The organism is Nocardia sp. bgisy118 (assembly GCF_057708605.1).
Window position 1 is genome coordinate 99,474 of record NZ_JBYISM010000034.1, and the last position, 16,033, is coordinate 115,506.

Below are 16,033 nucleotides of genomic sequence, written 5' to 3' on the forward strand. Positions count from 1 at the left end.
GATGGCAAACATACAGCAAGCAGTACGTTGTGATGCGAAATCGTCGCTAAATCAACGTGGATACGTCAGCGGCGGCGATATTCGGTCAGCTGCCAGCAAAAACCTGGCGCATCGCTAGCCAGGCAGCGGTGCGATCGATCGCGGAGCGTGTTTTGTGACTTCCGCCTTTGCCGTGATGTTGCGTGCCATGCCGCCGAACACGAGCGCGTGGAAGGGGGCGACGGACTGCCAGTACGCATGTCCGGCCAGTCCTCGTGGTTCGAACACCGCGCATTGGCGGTACAGCGCGCCGCCCGTGGGTGTCGGTGTGACGGATAGTTCGAGCCACGCCCGTCCGGGAATGCGCATCTCCGCGCGCAGCCGCAGCAACCGTGGACGTTCGAGGGTTTCGACGCGCCACCAATCGAGCGCCTCACCCTGGCGGAGGGTATGTGGATGTCGCCGTCCCCGACGTAGACCGACACCGCCGACGATTCGATCCAGCCACCCACGAAGTGCCCACGCGAGCGGGAACGAGTACCAGCCATGTTCCCCGCCGACCGATTCGATCACCGACCACAGAACGTCGGGATCCGCGTGAGTCGGTCGTTCGCGGAGATCGCGGTACAGCGAGCCGCCCGACCAATCGGGATCCGACGGCAATGGATCCGAGGGTGTTTGCGGTGGACTGGCATCCGACCAGCGGGTCGGAACGTCGAGATCTCGAATTCTGGTGAGTGCCAGCGTCACCGCCTCGCGGAACGGTATCGGCCCGGCCGGCGGGTCCGGGATGATCAGTGAAACGGCATGGTCGGAACACGCGACGTCGTTGATCAGCGACTCCATCAACGGAATCGCGATCGCGCGTGGCACCGGTGTCACCAAGTTGACCCACTGGCCAGACAGCCAGGGCGTCAGGAGAGGTACGGGGATGACGACACGACGAGGCAGCTGCGCCAGTTCGGCATACGTCCTCATCATTTCCTCGTAGGTGACGACGTCCGGGCCTCCGATATCGAAGGCGCCGACCTGATCCGGCGCCAATTCCGCGCCCTGTACCAGGTAATAGAGGACGTCGCGGACAGCGATCGGTTGAACTCTGTTCCGGACCCACCGGGGCGTGACCATGACGGGTAGCCGCTCGGTGAGGTAGCGAAGCATCTCGAAGCTCGCGGAGCCGGACCCGATGACTACACCCGCGCGCAGCACCAGCGTCGGGACGGGCGAGGCCAGGAAGATCTGTCCGACTTCCGCGCGCGATGCCAGGTGACGCGAGAGCGGTTGTCCCGGGGGAGTGATGCCGCCGAGGTAGATGATGCGACTCACCCCTGCCGTCGCGGCGGCAGCGGCGACGCGAGCTGCGGCCGCACGGTCGATCTCTCCGAAATCCGCACGGTCGAGCGAATGTACGAGGTAGTAGAGCACTTCCTGCTCTGCGACGGCATCGCGGACATCCTCATCGCTGAGGACATCGCCGCGCATGATCTCGACCCGATCCCGCCAGGGAGCGTGGGCGAGCTTTCCCGGGCTACGCGCGACCACGCGTACCGAGTGACCGGCTCGGAGAAGCTCCGGAACCAGACGGCCTCCGATGTATCCGCTCGCTCCGAACACCACGCATCGCATGTCCGCACCTCGCATCCTCATATACGCATCGTCTATGCATCAATTCGACGCTACCCCGAGAGGTGTTGAACGGCGAGTCCCGATGTTCCCGCCGACTCGGTGCGTTTCCGCTCGGCTGCCTGTGTCGCTTAGGTGTCGCCCGCCGTGCGCGGGCGGGTTGGTGCGATGACAATTCTCGCGACACACTGTCGAGCACGATCGAGTTGTGCCGTTCCGCCGTGCCGCCGTGGTCGCGATCCAGCTGCGCTTCCACAGGGGATGCCTGATTGAATCGAATATGCATCGTTTTCGCGGTACGATGGACGAGACCGCTCTGGCGAACTGTCGGAACCGACGAGCCGCCCGGTGGTCGATCGCGCCGCGATCGACCGTTGCCGCGCGCTGATCGCCGCATCCGGCGCGCCCGCATACGTCGAGGCGATGATTGCCGATCGCGTCGAAACGGCCACGGACGCGCTCAGCGAAAGCTCGTTCGGGATCGGGCAGCGGGTGGCGCTGGAACAGATGGCGATGCTGTGCACCGCGCGGCAGCGGTAGAGGAGGCATACGATGCGCACTGTCACAGGCCGCGTCGAACTGGATGCGGCAGGTATCACCGATCGATCGCTACGACGTTCGTATGAACACTGCCGGGCGCTCAATGCCCGGCACGGCAAGACGTTCTTTCTGGCCACCCGGTTGCTCGCTCCCGACCAGCGACCCGGCGTGCACGCGCTCTACGGCTTCGCCCGCCGGGCGGACGACATTCTCGACGATCTGGATCCACGGCTCGGAACCGCCGAGCGAGCATCCCAATTGGACAGTCTGGCAGCCAAATTCACAGCGGGTGATACGGCCGGCGATCCGGTGCTGGCCGCGGTGCTGCACACCGCCGACCGTTACCACATACCGGAAGATCTCTTCGACTCCTTTCTCGCGTCGATGCGAATGGATCTGTCGGTCACCGACTATCCCGATCGCGTGACATTGGATCGCTACGTCTACGGATCGGCCGAAGTGATCGGTCTGCAACTGCTGCCGATTCTGGGCACGACGGCATCGGAGCAGGACGCGGCGCCGTATGCGGCCGCGCTGGGAAAGGCGTTTCAGCTCACCAACTTTCTGCGCGATATCGACGAGGATCTAGCCCGCGACCGCGTTTATCTGCCCGCCGACGAACTGGCCGCTCACGGCGTGGACCGGGAACTGCTCGTGTGGTGCCGCCGGTACGGCCGCGCGGATGTCCGGGTGCGCCGCGCACTCGCCGCGCAGCACGAAATCACCAGGCAGATATACGACTTTGCGCGTGGAGGCATCGAACGGCTGGTACCGCGGTCTCGTCCCTGCGTGGCGACCGCGCTACTGCTGTACTCCGAGATTCTCGACCGCATCGAGGACGTCGATTTCGAAGTGTTCGGCCATCGCGCCACCGTCGGCACCCGGCGGCGAGTTCGAGTGGGTACCGAGGGCCTGCTGCGCGCGTGGGTGGCGCGCAGCAAGCAGTGCGGCGGTTGCGTCAGACCGTGATGACGACTTTCGCTCGCGCATGCTCGGTTTCGAGGTAGTGGATGGCCGCCGCCGCCTCGCTGAGCGGGTAAGTCCGTTCGATCACCGGTGTGAGCTTCCCGGCTTCGGCCAGCTCGCCGAGCGCGGTCAGATTGTCGGCGCGCTGCACTACTTGGAGGACGTCCACCCAGCGAGCGAAGCGCGCCAACACCATTCCCGTCACCATGAGCGCCATCGGCCCGACAACCGAACCCCCGCGGTACACACCGCCGCCGGACAGAACGAGCCTTCCATCCGGTGTCAGCACTCGCCGCAAATCGGACAACGAGTGGTTACCGACCAGGTCGAAGATCAGGTCGTAACGCACTGTGCCGCTGGTGAAGTCGTCCTCGGTGTAGTCGATGACCTGGTCCGCGCCGAGCGACCGCGTCTGCTCGATGTTCTTGGTGCTGCACACGCCGGTCACGTGCGCGCCGGAGGCTTTGGCGATCTGCACGGCGAACGTGCCGACGCCGCCGGACGCACCGTTGATCAGTACCCGGTGCCCCGGCTGGACCTGGCCGAGGTCACGCAGTCCCATGAGTGCGGTATTGCCCGCCAAGGGAACCGCGGCCGCCTGCTCGAACGTCAGGCGAGCCGGTTTGTGCCCGACCACGGATTCCGGGGCGGCCACGTACTCGGCGAAGGCGCCATCGGACTCGCCGAACACCTCGTCACCGGCCTTGAACCGCGTCACGTTTCGCCCAACGGACTCCACCCGGCCCGCGAAATCGCGGCCGCGGATCTTCGCCCGCGGCCCGCGCAGTCCCATCATCGGCCGGGCCAGGTACGGATCTCCCCGCATCACATGCCAGTCGAGGGCGTTGACCGCGGCCGCGTACACCCGGACCAGAACCTCGTCGTCACCAGGCACCGGGACGGCGATCTCGCCGAACTCGAGAGCCTCCGGTGATCCGTACCGGTCCTGCATGATCGCTTTCACTGGGTTCTCCATTCGCGCTACCCGTTGGTGCCGAAACCGTAGATCGACACGCCAGGGCCGGACATCGGGGAAGCCCCTGAGACGAGCACTGATTTCAGTGCTCGACCGGATTGCGATGCGGGGCGGGTCGTCGTGTTGGCCGAGCACACCGCCAAGGACAGCAGCCCCAAGATCGTCGATCGCTGCACTCTGCCGCCGCCGGGCGAGTTCGCTCCTGCACTCGCCCGGCGGCCCACGCTCCGGCCCGGCCCGAATGCGAACCGACTGAAGCAGGTATCGATGAGCGAATCCCTCGCGTCCGCACCCGGCCGAGCCGATCGGATGCCGCCGTTGCCGGACGCCGAACTCACCGCGGTGCAGCACGAGGCCGTCCGGCGCCTGTCCGCCGGACGCGCGGCAGCGGCTACGAGCTGCCCGGTGCCTGCTCGGCGAGCCGATCTGCCGCGTAGGCCCTCGACTGCTCGATTCGGCTCCGTTCGTCACCCATGCCGACGAGCAGGTCCACGGTCGCGGGGCCGAGGATATTGGTGGCGGCGTGCCCTTCGTGTCCGAGGTAGCCGGTGATTTCGAGCAGGACCACGCCGTGCACCAAACTCCAGAGCCGTCCCGCGACATCGGCGACCGGGTCCGCGCGGATGCGACCGGCCTCGATCATCCGCTCGACGACGTGCATCATCTGGTTGAAAGACGTTGCTTCGACGGCGGATTCGGCGGGCGTGCCGGTGGCGCTGAGGTTCCCGGCCGCCGGGCGGGTGGTCTGCGGGGAGACCAGCCCGAACATCAGCCGGTAGCGCTGCGGATTGGCGAGTGCGTAGCTGCGGTACGCGTTGCCCGCCGCGAAGAAGTCGGCGACCGGATCGTTCGTCTCGGGAACGGCGAGTGCGGCGCCGAAGCGTGCGAATGCCTCCGCCGCGACGGCGTCGAGCAGTTCGTTCATGCCGCCGAAATGCGTGTACACGGCCATCGTGGACGCACCGATCTCGGCGGCGACTGTGCGCGCCCGCAACGCCTCCGGTCCCACCTCTTCCAGTAACCGGATGCTTGCCTCGATCAGTCGCGCTCGCGGGCTCTGGGCGGGCTGTCCTTGTCCTGAGGTCACTGTTGCCGTTGCTCCATAACGACGTTATTCTACGGTCATAACGCTGTTATGGACTTGGGGGCCATATGGGTAATCGCTATCTCGAGGGCGAGTTCGCCCCGCTGCGGCACGAATACACGCTCACCGATCTGCCGGTCACCGGCACGATTCCCGGCTATCTGGACGGCCGCTATCTCCGCAACGGCCCGAATCCCGTGGGGGAGATCGAACCCGCTCTCTATCACTGGTTCTCGGGTGACGGGATGGTGCACGGTATCCGGATCCGCGACGGCAAGGCGGAGTGGTATCGCAACCGTTGGGTGCGAGGCGCGGCGACCGTCGCGGCATTGGGTGAACCGCCGATCGCCGGACTTCCCGGAGCGTTGGGAATGGGGGCCAACACGAACGTAATCGGGCATGCGGGCCGCACTTTGGCGCTGGTCGAAGGGGGTATCAAGAACTACGAGCTCACCGAGGAACTGGACACGATCGGGGTGTGTGACTTCGACGGGACCCTCACCGGTGGCTACACCGCACATCCCAAACGCGACCCGGTCACCGGCGAGCTGCACGCGGTGTCCTACGCCTTCGGTCGGCGCAACACCGTGCAGTACTCGGTCATCGGCGTCGATGGCAGGGCCCGGCGCGCCATCGATATCGAAGTCGGCGGCAATCCGATGATGCACGACTTCTCGCTCACCGAAAAATACGTGGTCTTCTACGATTTGCCGGTCACCTTGGACATTCGCCGGTTCGCCGCGATGGCGGTACCGCGCGGGTTGCGGCTACCGGCGCGTCTGCTGCTGTCCGCCCTGATCGGGCGCGTCCGGATACCTGCTCCCGCCGATGCCGCGCAGGTGACCAGGGTTCGCCGGGATCATCGGCTTCCGTTCAGCTGGGATCCGCGCTATCCGGCCCGCATCGGCGTGATGCCCCGAGACGGCGACAATGCCGATGTCCGCTGGTTCGATATCGAGCCTTGCTACGTCTTCCACCCGATGAACGCCTACGACGACGGCGAAACCGTCGTGCTCGATGTCGTGCGTCATCCGAAGATGTTCGACCGGAATACCGCAGGCCCGTGGGAAGGGCCGCCCACGCTGGATCGCTGGGTCGTGGACCTGGCGGGAGGGCGGGTCCGCGAGTCGCGGCTCGACGATCGGGCGCAGGAGTTCCCGCGCGTCGACGAACGCCTGGTCGGTAGGCGGCATCGGTACGGGTACGCGTCCGCGGTCGGGACAGGTTTGGGAGGAAGCCCGGTATTGCTGAAGCACGACCTCGACGCGAGGACGTCGCGCACCCGATCATTCGGTGCGGGAAAGGTCGTGGGGGAGTTCGTCTTCCAGCCTGCTGCCGCCGATTCCGGTGAAGACGATGGCGTTCTGATGGGGTATGTCACCGATCTCCCCGCCGACCGCAGCGAGTTGGCGATCCTCGACGCCGGGACGCTGGAGACGATCGCGAATATTCCGTTGCCACATCGCGTTCCGGCCAGCTTCCACGGGAACTGGGTTCCGACCGCCAGTATCACAGCGACCTGATGCCCCACCCGGATCGGTGAGGAGAGGGCGCTCCCAGCTTGTTGCCAGTCGGATTCAGTGGGTGGTCGGTGATGCTGTCGCAAGCGCTGATGGGCATCGGCTCGGTGGCTTTGGTGTATGCCGCGGTGCAGCGACCCCGGCGGCGGGGTTGATCGCCGGGGTCGCGTTGGCTGGCACGCCCGTCGCGGCGCTGATGTTCCGGTACGACAACCCCGATGCGCTGTTGACGTTCCTGATGGTGGTCGCCGGGTACTGCGCCGAAGAAGCTGTGAACCGTTGCGTGCATCGGCTTTACGAGGTGCGGACCTCTGGGACTGTTGCCATCCCGGCGAAATGAGTAAGGAGACCGTCGGTCACGGGCGCACCTCGAGTGTGGCTTGCAGCGCCGCTCGGGTCGGTGTTGGTTCGATACCGAATTTCTCGGTCGCGGCCGTGGAGTCGACCACGAACGGGCGATCGAACTGGTAGCGCAACTCGCGTATTTCACGGGCGTCGGCGTTGAACAGGCCGGCGGCCCGCAGCATTGCCGATGGCATGCGGCGGACTCGTGCCGGGGACGCGCCCGCGAGCGTGGCCGTCAGATCGGCGAGGGCGCGGACCGACAGGGGAGCGGCGGTGGGCGCGTGCCATGCTCTGCCCCAGGATGTTTCGTCATCGGCCACCGCGAGGAGGGTGCGTGCCACGTCGTGGATGGCTGTCCAGCTGTGCGGAGCGTCGGGATCGCCGGGGAACAGTGCGGTCTTGCCTGCGATGGCGGCGGGCAGGACCACGGCGGTGAAAGTCGAGTTGGCTCCGGCTCCCAGGTAGTCGGATCCGCGGACTTCCGCGGTGCGAATGCGGCCGTCGCGATGCGCGGTCAGGGCTTCGTTCCAGAGATCGGCGCGGATCCGCCCCTTGGTGGAGTTGGGGCGCAGGGGGTGGGATTCGTCGACCGGGCCGTCGAATTCGCCGTAGCCGTAGAGGTTTCCGACGGTGAGCAGGAGCGCGCCGGAGGCTTCGGCCGCGTCGATCGCGGCGTGGATGAGCGGCGGGTAGCCGGTGGCCCACCGGGCGTATTCGAGCCCGGCGCAGTGATGCAGTGCGGTCGCTCCCGCGCACTGGGCGGTGAGGTTCGCGGCGTCGGTGGCATCGACCCGGATGCGTGCGATGCGCGGATGCTCGGGTCCCGATCCGCTGCGGGTGAGCAGGCGAACATCGTCGCCCCGCTCGGCCAGCAGGAGTGCGGCGGCCGATCCGACGGGGCCGGCTCCGACGACGACGTGCAGGGACATGGTGGTCCTCGATCCTGTTCAAGTGTTCCGTTTCGAGAACAGCGTTCTCGCGACGCTTTCACGCTAGATGCCGAGGTCGAAGGCTGTCAAGAACAGTGTTCTCGAAACGGCCTACTGTTCTCTTTTTGGCCACGCGTTCTCTACACTGGCGGTATGTCCGCCCCTTCGCTACGAGCCCGTGTTCGCACGGAAATGATCGAGGAGATCAAGGCCGTCGCGCGCCGCCGACTGGCGGTGGACGGGGCCACTCTCTCGCTGCGCGGGGTCGCGCGCGATATGGGCATCGTCGCTTCGGCGCTCTACCGGTACTTCCCCAGCCGCGACGACCTGCTGACCGCGCTGATCCTGGAAGGCTACGAATCCCTCGGCGCGGCAGCCACTTCCGCTGCGGCGGCAGTGCCGGAGGGTGATTACCGGGGCCGATGGATCGCCGTCTGCACCGCTGTTCGCGACTGGGCGCTGGCCCACCCGACCGAATACGGCCTGCTCTACGGCAGCCCGGTCCCTGGATACAACGCCCCGCAAGACACCATCCGCCCAGCCTCGACCGTCGTCCTCCTGCTTTCCGACATAGCGATCGCTGCGACGGCTGCGGGACGCATCGACCCCCCGTCAGTGCCAACACTGCTCCCCGCACCCGTCCGCGCGGATCTCCGTGCGCTGATCGACCAACGAGCACAGGCCGAAGAACTCACCACCGACCTCCCCGAGGACACACTCGGCCGTGTATTCGCCGCCTGGACACAGCTTTTCGGCCTCGTCAGCTTCGAGATCTTCGGCCGCCTCGAAGGCACCATCGAAGCCCGGGCCGACTACTTCCACCACCAGATGAACCTGATGGCCGACCTCGTCGGACTGCCGAACGCCCAGGCCATGTAGCTCCAGCCACCCTCCAGCACACGTCGCGGCCCATGTCGGCGGCATGCAGTTTGGCGACGGAAACGTCCAAAGGCTGTGGGAACCTCCCCTTTTCGGCGACCACCGCGCCGATGCCCTTCACTCCCGGTGTCGCGTTCAGTCGCGCGAAGGTGATGGGCAGGTCGTAATCCGGTGCGTCGGTGATGAAGCGCTCGCTGCCATTGACGACGATCTCGTCGCCGCCGTTCGCGGCCGAGGGTGCCCGGGTGGCATGCTGCGGCAGGCGAATCGAGTGCGCCGGGCGGTGAAGCGCGCGATCCGCGACGCGGGCTGTTCGACGCGAACCGTTGCGCTCGGCGCGGACGCGGTCTCCGCCTGGGGTCGTGCGGCCCCAGGCGGAGATGCGTCCGAACACTCTGCGGTGGTGGCGATTCCGGACCGATTGAGCGGGCGGTTTCACCACGAACGGTTTCGCAACTACCGCTGGCTCAGCTGGACCCAGGCGGTTACAGGCAGAAGCTGATCTCGATCTGGCCGACCGGGATACCGGTGCACACTTCCACCGAACCCGACGTGGGAGTGGCGATGGGGTGTGCGGCGGCGGTGCCGGCGCTGAGAGCGCCTGCGGACAGCGCTAGGGCGGTGATGGCAAGTGGGCGGGCAATTCTGGAGGTCATACTTCATCCTCTGGTCGTGCAATGTGATGCGTCCCAGGTTCGGGACGGGGCCCATCAGAACACGTTCTCATTACCCGCGGGTAGCCCTGTGCGGTCGCCCTGTGGAGTTAACAAAGTATCGGCGAAAGTTTGTGTTAATCCGTTTAACAGCGGCCGGGCGCCGATATCGACGTTGACGCGGCCCGGCAAGCGGCCCGCGAACCGACTCCCACTCGCGCCTAGACCACCGCCCTCGGCGGCTTCGTGAGGTGCAACCGACCAGAGGCAAGGGCGACGGCAGGTGGTCAGGTCTGCGTACTTGTGTCACCTGGACCAGCGGAGAACCTCGAGTGTCGCGCCGACCGCGACTGTGTTGGTCGCGAAGGGTCGAGGCAGTAGCTCGTCGACCCGTGCCAGGCGACGCACGACCGTGCCGCGGTGGGTGTAGAGCCGATCTGCCATCCGGGTGAGTGCACTCCGAGCAAGCCTTGTTCTCGCGCGGATGCGAAGGTCCGGTACGGCTGGACGCGACCGGTGCGCATGGCCGACCATGGCTGACATGTTGCTCACGCGCGAGGCCGATCTGTTCGAAAGCTCCAGGGGCCGCCTGGAGGCGATCGCCTACCGCCTGCTGGGCTCGGCCAGCGACGCCGAGGACGCGGTGCAGGAGACGTATCTACGTTGGCAGGCCGCCGACCGCGAGTACGTGGAGACCCCCGAGGCGTGGCTGACCAAGGTGCTCACCAATCTCTGCCTCAACCAGCTCACCTCGGCCCGAGCGCGCCGGGAAACCTATGTGGGGCAATGGCTTCCGGAGCCGGTGTTGGCCGGTGGCCCGATGCTGGGCCCGGCCGACACCGTCGAACAGCGTGAATCGGTGTCGATCGCCATGCTCACGCTCATGGAGCGGCTCACCGCCAAGGAGCGCGTGGTGTACGTGCTGCGCGAGGCCTTCGGCTATCCGCACCACGAGATAGCCGACCTGCTCGACATCACCGAATCCAATTGCCAGCAGGTCTATCGCCGCGCCAAACAGCACTTGGCCGTGGAACGGGCGCGCATCGAGGTGGACGAGGCCGCCGCCCGCCGGATCGTGGAGGAATTCCTGGCCGCGGCGGTCAGCGGCCGGACCGACGAGCTGGTGCGGTTGCTTACCGATGACGCCGCCATCATCGGCGACGGCGGCGCCTTCTTCGCCACCTTGAACAGGCCGCTCGTCGGCGCCGAGCGCATCGCGCTGTTCGTGCGGCTCGCCATCAAACCCTCGGGCACCAAGTGGGACAAGCTCGGCGGCAAGCCCACGCCGTTCGCCGCGATCGTCAATGGCAGGCCCGCGCTGGTCCTGGCGGCCGAGGATCGGATCGTCGGCGTCGTGGTGCTGGAGGTGACCACCGACGGCATCGCCGCCGTGCACGCCCACGTCAATCCCGACAAGCTGGCGCACGCCAACCGCCAGTGGGCCACGTACGCACCGGGAGCGCCCCTGCCCGATCTATGGTGAACCACATCACAGTCCGCTCCTGTCAGCATTCGTGAGGCTGTCCGGTTCAAGGTCCGAACCCACCGAGACAGGAGCAACACCATGAAGCACCGCATCGTCGTCCTCGGAGCCGGGTACGCCGGAGCCATCGCCGCCGGCCGCCTGGCCAAGCGACTGCACCGCGACGACGTCGAGATCGCCCTGGTCAACGCCGATCCCGACTTCGTCGAACGGGTGCGCCTGCACCAGCTCGCCGCCGGGCAGGACCTGCCGGTCCGCCCACTGCGGAAGATGTTCGCGGGCACCGGCGTTCAGGTGCGCATCGCATGGGTCGATTCGGTGGACGCGGACCGCAAGACCGTCGAACTGATCGGCGAGCAGGGGGCCGAGACCCTCGCCTACGACACACTCGTCTACTCCCTGGGCAGCACCGTCGCCGATTTCGGCGTCCCCGGCGTCGTCGAGCACGCCCACCAGGTGGCGAGCAAGCAGGCCGCGCTGCGGCTGCGGGAACGCCTGAACCAGCTGCGGGCGGACGAGACCGTGCTGATCGTGGGTGGCGGCCTGACCAGCATCGAGATCGCCACCGAGATCGCGGAGGCGCGCCCGGATCTGAAGGTCGCCATGGCCGCGCGCGGCGGTGTCGGCGACTGGCTCGACGAGAAGGCACAGAGCCACCTGCACGGCGCGTTCGAACGCTTCGGTATCACCGTCCACGAGCACGCCGACGTCACCCGGGTCACCGAAGAGGGCGTGGCCACCCGATCGGGCGCGGAGATCCTCGCGCAAATGACCATCTGGACAGCGGGATTCGCCGTGCACCCGATCGCGGCCGCCAGCACACTCACCGTCTCCGAGGCCGGGCGGATCGTCGTCGACGCCACCCAGCGCTCGGTCTCGCACCCGGACGTGTACGCCTTCGGCGACGCCGCGCACGCCGCGGGAGTGGGCGGCAAGACGCTGCGCATGGGCTGCGCCACCGCCTCCCCGATGGCCTGGCTGGGCGCCGACGCCATTGCCGCCCGACTGACCGGACGTGAAGTCCCCGATGCCCCGATCGGCTACAACAGCCAGTGCATCAGCCTCGGCCGCCGCGATGCCATCGTGCAGAAGGTGACCAAGGAGGATCAGCCGACCTCGAAGGTCGACGTGGGCCACAAGGCCGCCCGCGTGAAGGAGCTGATCTGCAAGGCCACCGTGTGGAGCGTCAACCATCCGACCCTGATGGTGCCAAGCCGGCGTCGCCGCCTGGTCGAGACCGGCGCGGCGGCTCCGGTCGCGACCGTCTGAGCGCGCGGGTGCGGAGCCGGTGCAGGTCCGCCCCAGCGGGAACGAACTGGGGCGGGTCTCGATGGCTTCGAGCCGGTGCTTGCCCGCTGTGATCAGGCCGAACATCGTGTAAGTGGACTGTCAGGCCGACGTCAGCTCGGTGTAAGCCGGGCTGGCGACAGTATTCCTGTGAACAGCACAGCAATTGCGGCTTATGGGCTCCGGAAGGCATACGGGGACAAGATGATCCTCGATGGCATCGCTCAGAACATCGGTGCTGGCCCCTACCCGAGCCTGCGCACGGAATGGCTCGACCGACTCGCCCGCGTGATGCGGTACTTGCGCGGCGACCACGCCTTCGCCCAGTTGATCCGGTTCGCCCTGGTCGGCGGCTCCAGCAACGTCGCCTATGTCCTGCTGTTCATGGCCACGAACGGGATCAGCCCGCTGGTCGCCAATATCGCAGGCTCGATCGTCAGCACGGTGATCGCGAACGAACTGCACCGGCGGCTCACCTTTCGCGCGGCCGGACGGGTCGGTTGGTTCACCGCACAGTGGGAAGGCGGCGGGCTGGCGCTGATCGGCCTTCTGATCAGCACGGCGGCGCTGGCCGGACTGGAGTTCCTGGCGCCCGGCCTCGGCGAGATCGCACAGGCGGGCGCCGTGATCGCCGTCATGGCGGTGTGCGGCGGTGTGCGGTTCCTGGTACTGCGCGGCTTCGTCTTCTGAAAGTTCGCCCATTTCGAATCAGGTTTGGCGTCAACCTCGTTGGGGGACGAGACACTGGCGGACCAGTTGGGCTGCCACGATGCCTGCATGGATGTCGAACTGCTGCCTGCACTCGCACCGGGCGTCGGTCCGCCGGAGCGGATCGAGTTGGGAGATCTGCTGATACGACGATGGCTGCCGGAGGACCTGGTGCCACAGTTCGATGCGATCACAGCGTCCTATGAACACATCCATCCCTGGATGGACTGGCTTGCCGAGCCGACCACGCTGGAGCGGCAACGCGCATTCGGTGCGGCGGTCGCCGAGAGCTGGCCTACTGCCGATCGAGGCTTCCATTACGGCATCTTCGACGGCGATGGCAGGCTGCTCGGCGGGATCGGCCTGCTCGACGGCCTCGGTCCTCCAGCGGTCGAGATCGGTTACTGGTGCCATGTCGAGCACACCGGTCGTGGTGTGGTGACCCGTAGCGCGGCTGAGTTGACCCGCATCGCACTGACTTTGCCCGGTGTCGACCAGGTCGAGATCCATTGCGATGAAGCGAACCTTCGCAGCGCTGCGGTCGCTCGCCGGCTCGGTTATCGTCTCGATCGGATCGAGCCTCGCGAAAAGCGCGCTCCCGCAGAGTCCGGTCGCGGGATGTTTTGGATCAAGCAGGGTTCGGGTGGCTCTCCACCGCCGTGACACGGGCCCGGAGCAGGCAGAATTCGTTCCCCTCCGGGTCGGCGAGTACAGACCTGTGCCGAACAGCGGTTTTCCTTGTCGGCACGGCGAATCGGTCACGAGGCTGGGTGCTGTGTCGGCAACGCACCAGCGGTCCCCGGATCCACCTGCGGGACACGTGCGTCCCGGCAGGTGATCGCGGACGGTATCAGGCTCCGGTCTCAGGACTCGTCGATTTCCAGTGCCCCGGACGGGCAAGCATCCACGGCCTCCCGCACCGCTGCGTGACCGCCCTGTGGTCTCGGGGCGAACAACCGCACCCGGCCGTCGCCCTCGTCCTGATCGAAGACCTCCGGTGCGACAAGGGCGCACATGCCCGCGCCGATGCAGCGCTCCCGATCCGCGGAGATTCGCATCCCGGTCACTTCCTCGTCCAGGTGACCGGCAGCTCGTGGACGCCGTAGATGTTCATGTCGGTCCTGAGTTTCACCTCGTCGGCGGGGATGGCGAGCTCGAGGGTCGGGAAGCGACGCAGCAGCCCCTCGAACCCGGCGCGCATCTCGATCCGGGCCAGTTGCTGGCCGAGGCAGGTATGGATGCCGTGGCCGAAGGCCAGACGACCGCGGGCCTCGCGGCGGATGTCCAGGGTGTCGGGGTTGTCGAAGCGCCGGGGGTCGCGGTTCGCGGCCAGCAGTGAGACGACAACGGTCGATCCCTTGCCGATCAGTTCGCCGCCGAGTTCGATGTCCTCCGTGGCGTAGCGATAGAAGATGTCGGCAACGGACAGGTAGCGCAGGAGTTCCTCGACGGCATCGGGGACCAGATCGGGGTCGGCGCGCAGTGCGGCCAGCTGCTCGGGATGCTCGAGGAGCGCGAAAGTGCCGAGCGCCAGCATGTTTGCGGTGGTCTCGTGGCCGGCGAGCAGCAGCAGGAAGGCGATGCCGATCAGTTCCTCGATGCTGAGGTCGTCCTGGCGGGCCAGGTCGGACAGGAGGTCGTCGCCGGGTTCGGCGCGTTTGCGCGTGACCAGTTCGGCGAGATATGTGGTCATCGCGCCGTACACGGCCATCTTCTCGTCGAGCGACTGGTCCTTGACCAAGAACTGGGCGGAGTTGGTCTGGAAGGTCTCCCGGTCCTCGTAAGGGACACCGAGCATTTCGCAGATCACCAGCGAGGGCACCGGCAGGGCGAACTCCTTGACGAGGTCGACCGGCGGGGTCAGGCGTGCCATCTCCGCCAGTTGCCGCTCGGCGATGTCGATGATGTGCTCTTCGAGCTGCTTCATGCGTTTGACGGTGAAGGCGCCGGTGAGCATGCGCCGCAGCCGGGTGTGGTCCGGCGGGTCCATGGCGATGAACAGACCCGGAATCTGTGGGGACGGTTCGGTTGCCGCGGGCATGCCGGGGGTCTCGTACGGGATGTGGACGATGCCGATGTCCTGGCGGGAGCTGAACCGGGTGTCGGCCATGAGCTGGCGGACCGCGTCGTAGCCGGTGACGAGCCAGCCCTCGTGCCCATCGGGGAAGACCAGGGGACTGACCGGGCGAGCCTCGCGCAGCCGGGTGATGTCGCGGGGCGGGTCGAAGGGGCCCGCATCGCGCTCCATGGGAAGGCCGTGCGGGATGGGAACCGTCTGACTCATCGGATTTCCTTTCGTGGCGGTTGTTGTGGCAACACTCGCCGACGGACCTGACACGCGACTGTCACGGCTCTGACACCGACCAGCGCACGGGCGGCTTCCGCACCACGTCAGCGGCACAGGCCCGCAGACCGCCCATGGCAAGATCAGCCAGGTGCAGATCGGGATACTTGGACCATTCGAGATACGCACGGCAGACGGCGTTTACGCCGACGTGCCGGGCGCGCGGCTGCGCGGGCTGTTGATCGCCCTCGCGCTCGAACCAGGTCACGCGGTCCCGAAAGCGACGCTCATCGACTGGATCTGGGGAGAACAACCGCCCTCCGACGCGGCGAATGCGCTGCACCGCCTGGTTTCCCGGCTACGGAAGGCGCTGCCGGAAGGGACGGTCGAAGGACAGACCGACGGCTATCGGCTGCGGGTGGAACCCGATGCCGTCGACGCCGTGCGGTTCGAACGCCTCGTCGCCCAGGCCCGCAATGACGAGGGTCCCCAGGGAGTACGGCGGCTGCGCGAGGCTCTCGCGTTGTGGCGCGGCGCGGCCATGCAGGACGTCGGTCTGCAGGACAGTGCGGCGTTCGACGTGGTCGTCACCCGTCTCGAGGGGCTACGCCTGACCGCCATGGAGGATCGGTTCGACGCCGAGATCAGCCTCGGCCACGGTGCGGAGCTGGTCACGGAACTGACCGACTCGGTGGCCGCGCATCCGGTGCGAGAACGGCTCGTCGCCGCATTGATGCGTGCCCTCGTCGCGACCGGTCGCGGCACCGAGGCGCTGCT

Annotated in this window: 16 protein-coding genes and 2 pseudogenes; 10 read left to right on the forward strand and 8 right to left on the reverse strand. The window is 66.9% G+C overall.

Annotation, left to right across the window (positions count from 1 at the left end; genetic code table 11):
- Positions 1–114 precede the first annotated feature (114 nt).
- On the reverse strand, positions 115–1,605 hold the full coding sequence (locus AC3EO7_RS32175) for an SDR family oxidoreductase (protein WP_435593254.1): 1,491 nt from the start codon (positions 1,603–1,605) through the stop codon (positions 115–117).
- 345 nt (positions 1,606–1,950) lie between these two features.
- Between AC3EO7_RS32175 and AC3EO7_RS32180 the strand changes: the two genes are divergently transcribed.
- Both AC3EO7_RS32180 and AC3EO7_RS32185 read left to right on the forward strand, forming a co-directional pair.
- On the forward strand, positions 1,951–2,142 hold the full coding sequence (locus AC3EO7_RS32180) for a hypothetical protein (protein ID WP_431965784.1): 192 nt from the start codon (positions 1,951–1,953) through the stop codon (positions 2,140–2,142).
- A gap of 12 nt (positions 2,143–2,154) precedes the next feature.
- Positions 2,155–3,111: a phytoene/squalene synthase family protein gene (locus tag AC3EO7_RS32185; protein WP_431965782.1), complete on the forward strand. Its 957-nt coding sequence runs from the start codon at positions 2,155–2,157 to the stop codon at positions 3,109–3,111.
- Here AC3EO7_RS32185 and AC3EO7_RS32190 read toward each other — a convergent pair.
- Complete coding sequence (locus AC3EO7_RS32190; RefSeq protein WP_435593255.1) at positions 3,101–4,072, reverse strand: NAD(P)-dependent alcohol dehydrogenase; 972 nt, start codon at positions 4,070–4,072, stop codon at positions 3,101–3,103. The two genes, AC3EO7_RS32185 and AC3EO7_RS32190, sit on opposite strands and share 11 nt — an antisense overlap.
- 403 nt (positions 4,073–4,475) lie before the next feature.
- On the reverse strand, positions 4,476–5,171 hold the full coding sequence (locus tag AC3EO7_RS32195; protein WP_435593256.1) for a TetR/AcrR family transcriptional regulator: 696 nt from the start codon (positions 5,169–5,171) through the stop codon (positions 4,476–4,478).
- 65 nt (positions 5,172–5,236) lie between these two features.
- On the opposite strand from AC3EO7_RS32195, the gene AC3EO7_RS32200 reads away from it, so the two are divergent.
- The gene (locus AC3EO7_RS32200; RefSeq protein ID WP_435593257.1) at positions 5,237–6,691 is read left to right on the forward strand and encodes a carotenoid oxygenase family protein; all 1,455 of its coding nucleotides are present in this window, start codon (positions 5,237–5,239) and stop codon (positions 6,689–6,691) included.
- A gap of 50 nt (positions 6,692–6,741) precedes the next feature.
- Positions 6,742–6,965: pseudogene (locus AC3EO7_RS32205) on the forward strand (glycosyltransferase family 39 protein); the annotation flags it as partial.
- Between the two features lie 79 nt (positions 6,966–7,044).
- Here the strand turns inward: AC3EO7_RS32205 and AC3EO7_RS32210 are convergent.
- Complete coding sequence (locus tag AC3EO7_RS32210) at positions 7,045–7,962, reverse strand: NAD-dependent epimerase/dehydratase family protein (RefSeq protein ID WP_435593258.1); 918 nt, start codon at positions 7,960–7,962, stop codon at positions 7,045–7,047.
- 153 nt (positions 7,963–8,115) lie between these two features.
- On the opposite strand from AC3EO7_RS32210, the gene AC3EO7_RS32215 reads away from it, so the two are divergent.
- Positions 8,116–8,841, forward strand: a complete 726-nt coding sequence (locus tag AC3EO7_RS32215; RefSeq protein WP_435593259.1) for a TetR/AcrR family transcriptional regulator — start codon at positions 8,116–8,118, stop codon at positions 8,839–8,841.
- Between the two features lie 485 nt (positions 8,842–9,326).
- Here AC3EO7_RS32215 and AC3EO7_RS32220 read toward each other — a convergent pair whose 3' ends face one another.
- Both AC3EO7_RS32220 and AC3EO7_RS32225 read right to left on the reverse strand, forming a co-directional pair.
- Entirely contained in the window at positions 9,327–9,497 is a 171-nt protein-coding gene (locus tag AC3EO7_RS32220; RefSeq protein WP_431965772.1) for a hypothetical protein, read from the reverse strand.
- A 303-nt stretch (positions 9,498–9,800) separates the two neighbouring features.
- A pseudogene (locus AC3EO7_RS32225) lies at positions 9,801–9,944 on the reverse strand (helix-turn-helix domain-containing protein); the annotation flags it as partial.
- 91 nt (positions 9,945–10,035) lie between these two features.
- On the opposite strand from AC3EO7_RS32225, the gene sigJ reads away from it, so the two are divergent.
- The 4 genes from sigJ (at position 10,036) to AC3EO7_RS32245 (ending at position 13,635) form a co-directional block, all read left to right on the forward strand.
- Positions 10,036–10,977, forward strand: coding sequence for an RNA polymerase sigma factor SigJ (gene sigJ / locus AC3EO7_RS32230; protein WP_431965770.1), 942 nt, complete (start codon positions 10,036–10,038; stop codon positions 10,975–10,977).
- An 81-nt stretch (positions 10,978–11,058) separates the two neighbouring features.
- A complete protein-coding gene (locus AC3EO7_RS32235) occupies positions 11,059–12,246 on the forward strand; it encodes an NAD(P)/FAD-dependent oxidoreductase (RefSeq protein ID WP_435593260.1) in 1,188 nt (395 codons plus the stop codon).
- A gap of 309 nt (positions 12,247–12,555) precedes the next feature.
- Entirely contained in the window at positions 12,556–12,954 is a 399-nt protein-coding gene (locus AC3EO7_RS32240; RefSeq protein WP_435593267.1) for a GtrA family protein, read from the forward strand.
- An 87-nt stretch (positions 12,955–13,041) separates the two neighbouring features.
- Positions 13,042–13,635 (forward strand): GNAT family N-acetyltransferase, encoded by a 594-nt coding sequence (locus AC3EO7_RS32245; protein WP_435593261.1) that lies wholly within the window; start codon positions 13,042–13,044, stop codon positions 13,633–13,635.
- 200 nt (positions 13,636–13,835) lie between these two features.
- Here AC3EO7_RS32245 and AC3EO7_RS32250 read toward each other — a convergent pair whose 3' ends face one another.
- A complete protein-coding gene (locus AC3EO7_RS32250; protein ID WP_431965764.1) occupies positions 13,836–14,030 on the reverse strand; it encodes a ferredoxin in 195 nt (64 codons plus the stop codon).
- Between the two features lie 5 nt (positions 14,031–14,035).
- Complete coding sequence (locus tag AC3EO7_RS32255; RefSeq protein WP_435593262.1) at positions 14,036–15,256, reverse strand: cytochrome P450; 1,221 nt, start codon at positions 15,254–15,256, stop codon at positions 14,036–14,038.
- Between the two features lie 151 nt (positions 15,257–15,407).
- On the opposite strand from AC3EO7_RS32255, the gene AC3EO7_RS32260 reads away from it, so the two are divergent.
- On the forward strand, positions 15,408–16,033 hold a 626-nt coding region (locus AC3EO7_RS32260; RefSeq protein ID WP_435593263.1), incomplete at its 3' end, for an AfsR/SARP family transcriptional regulator.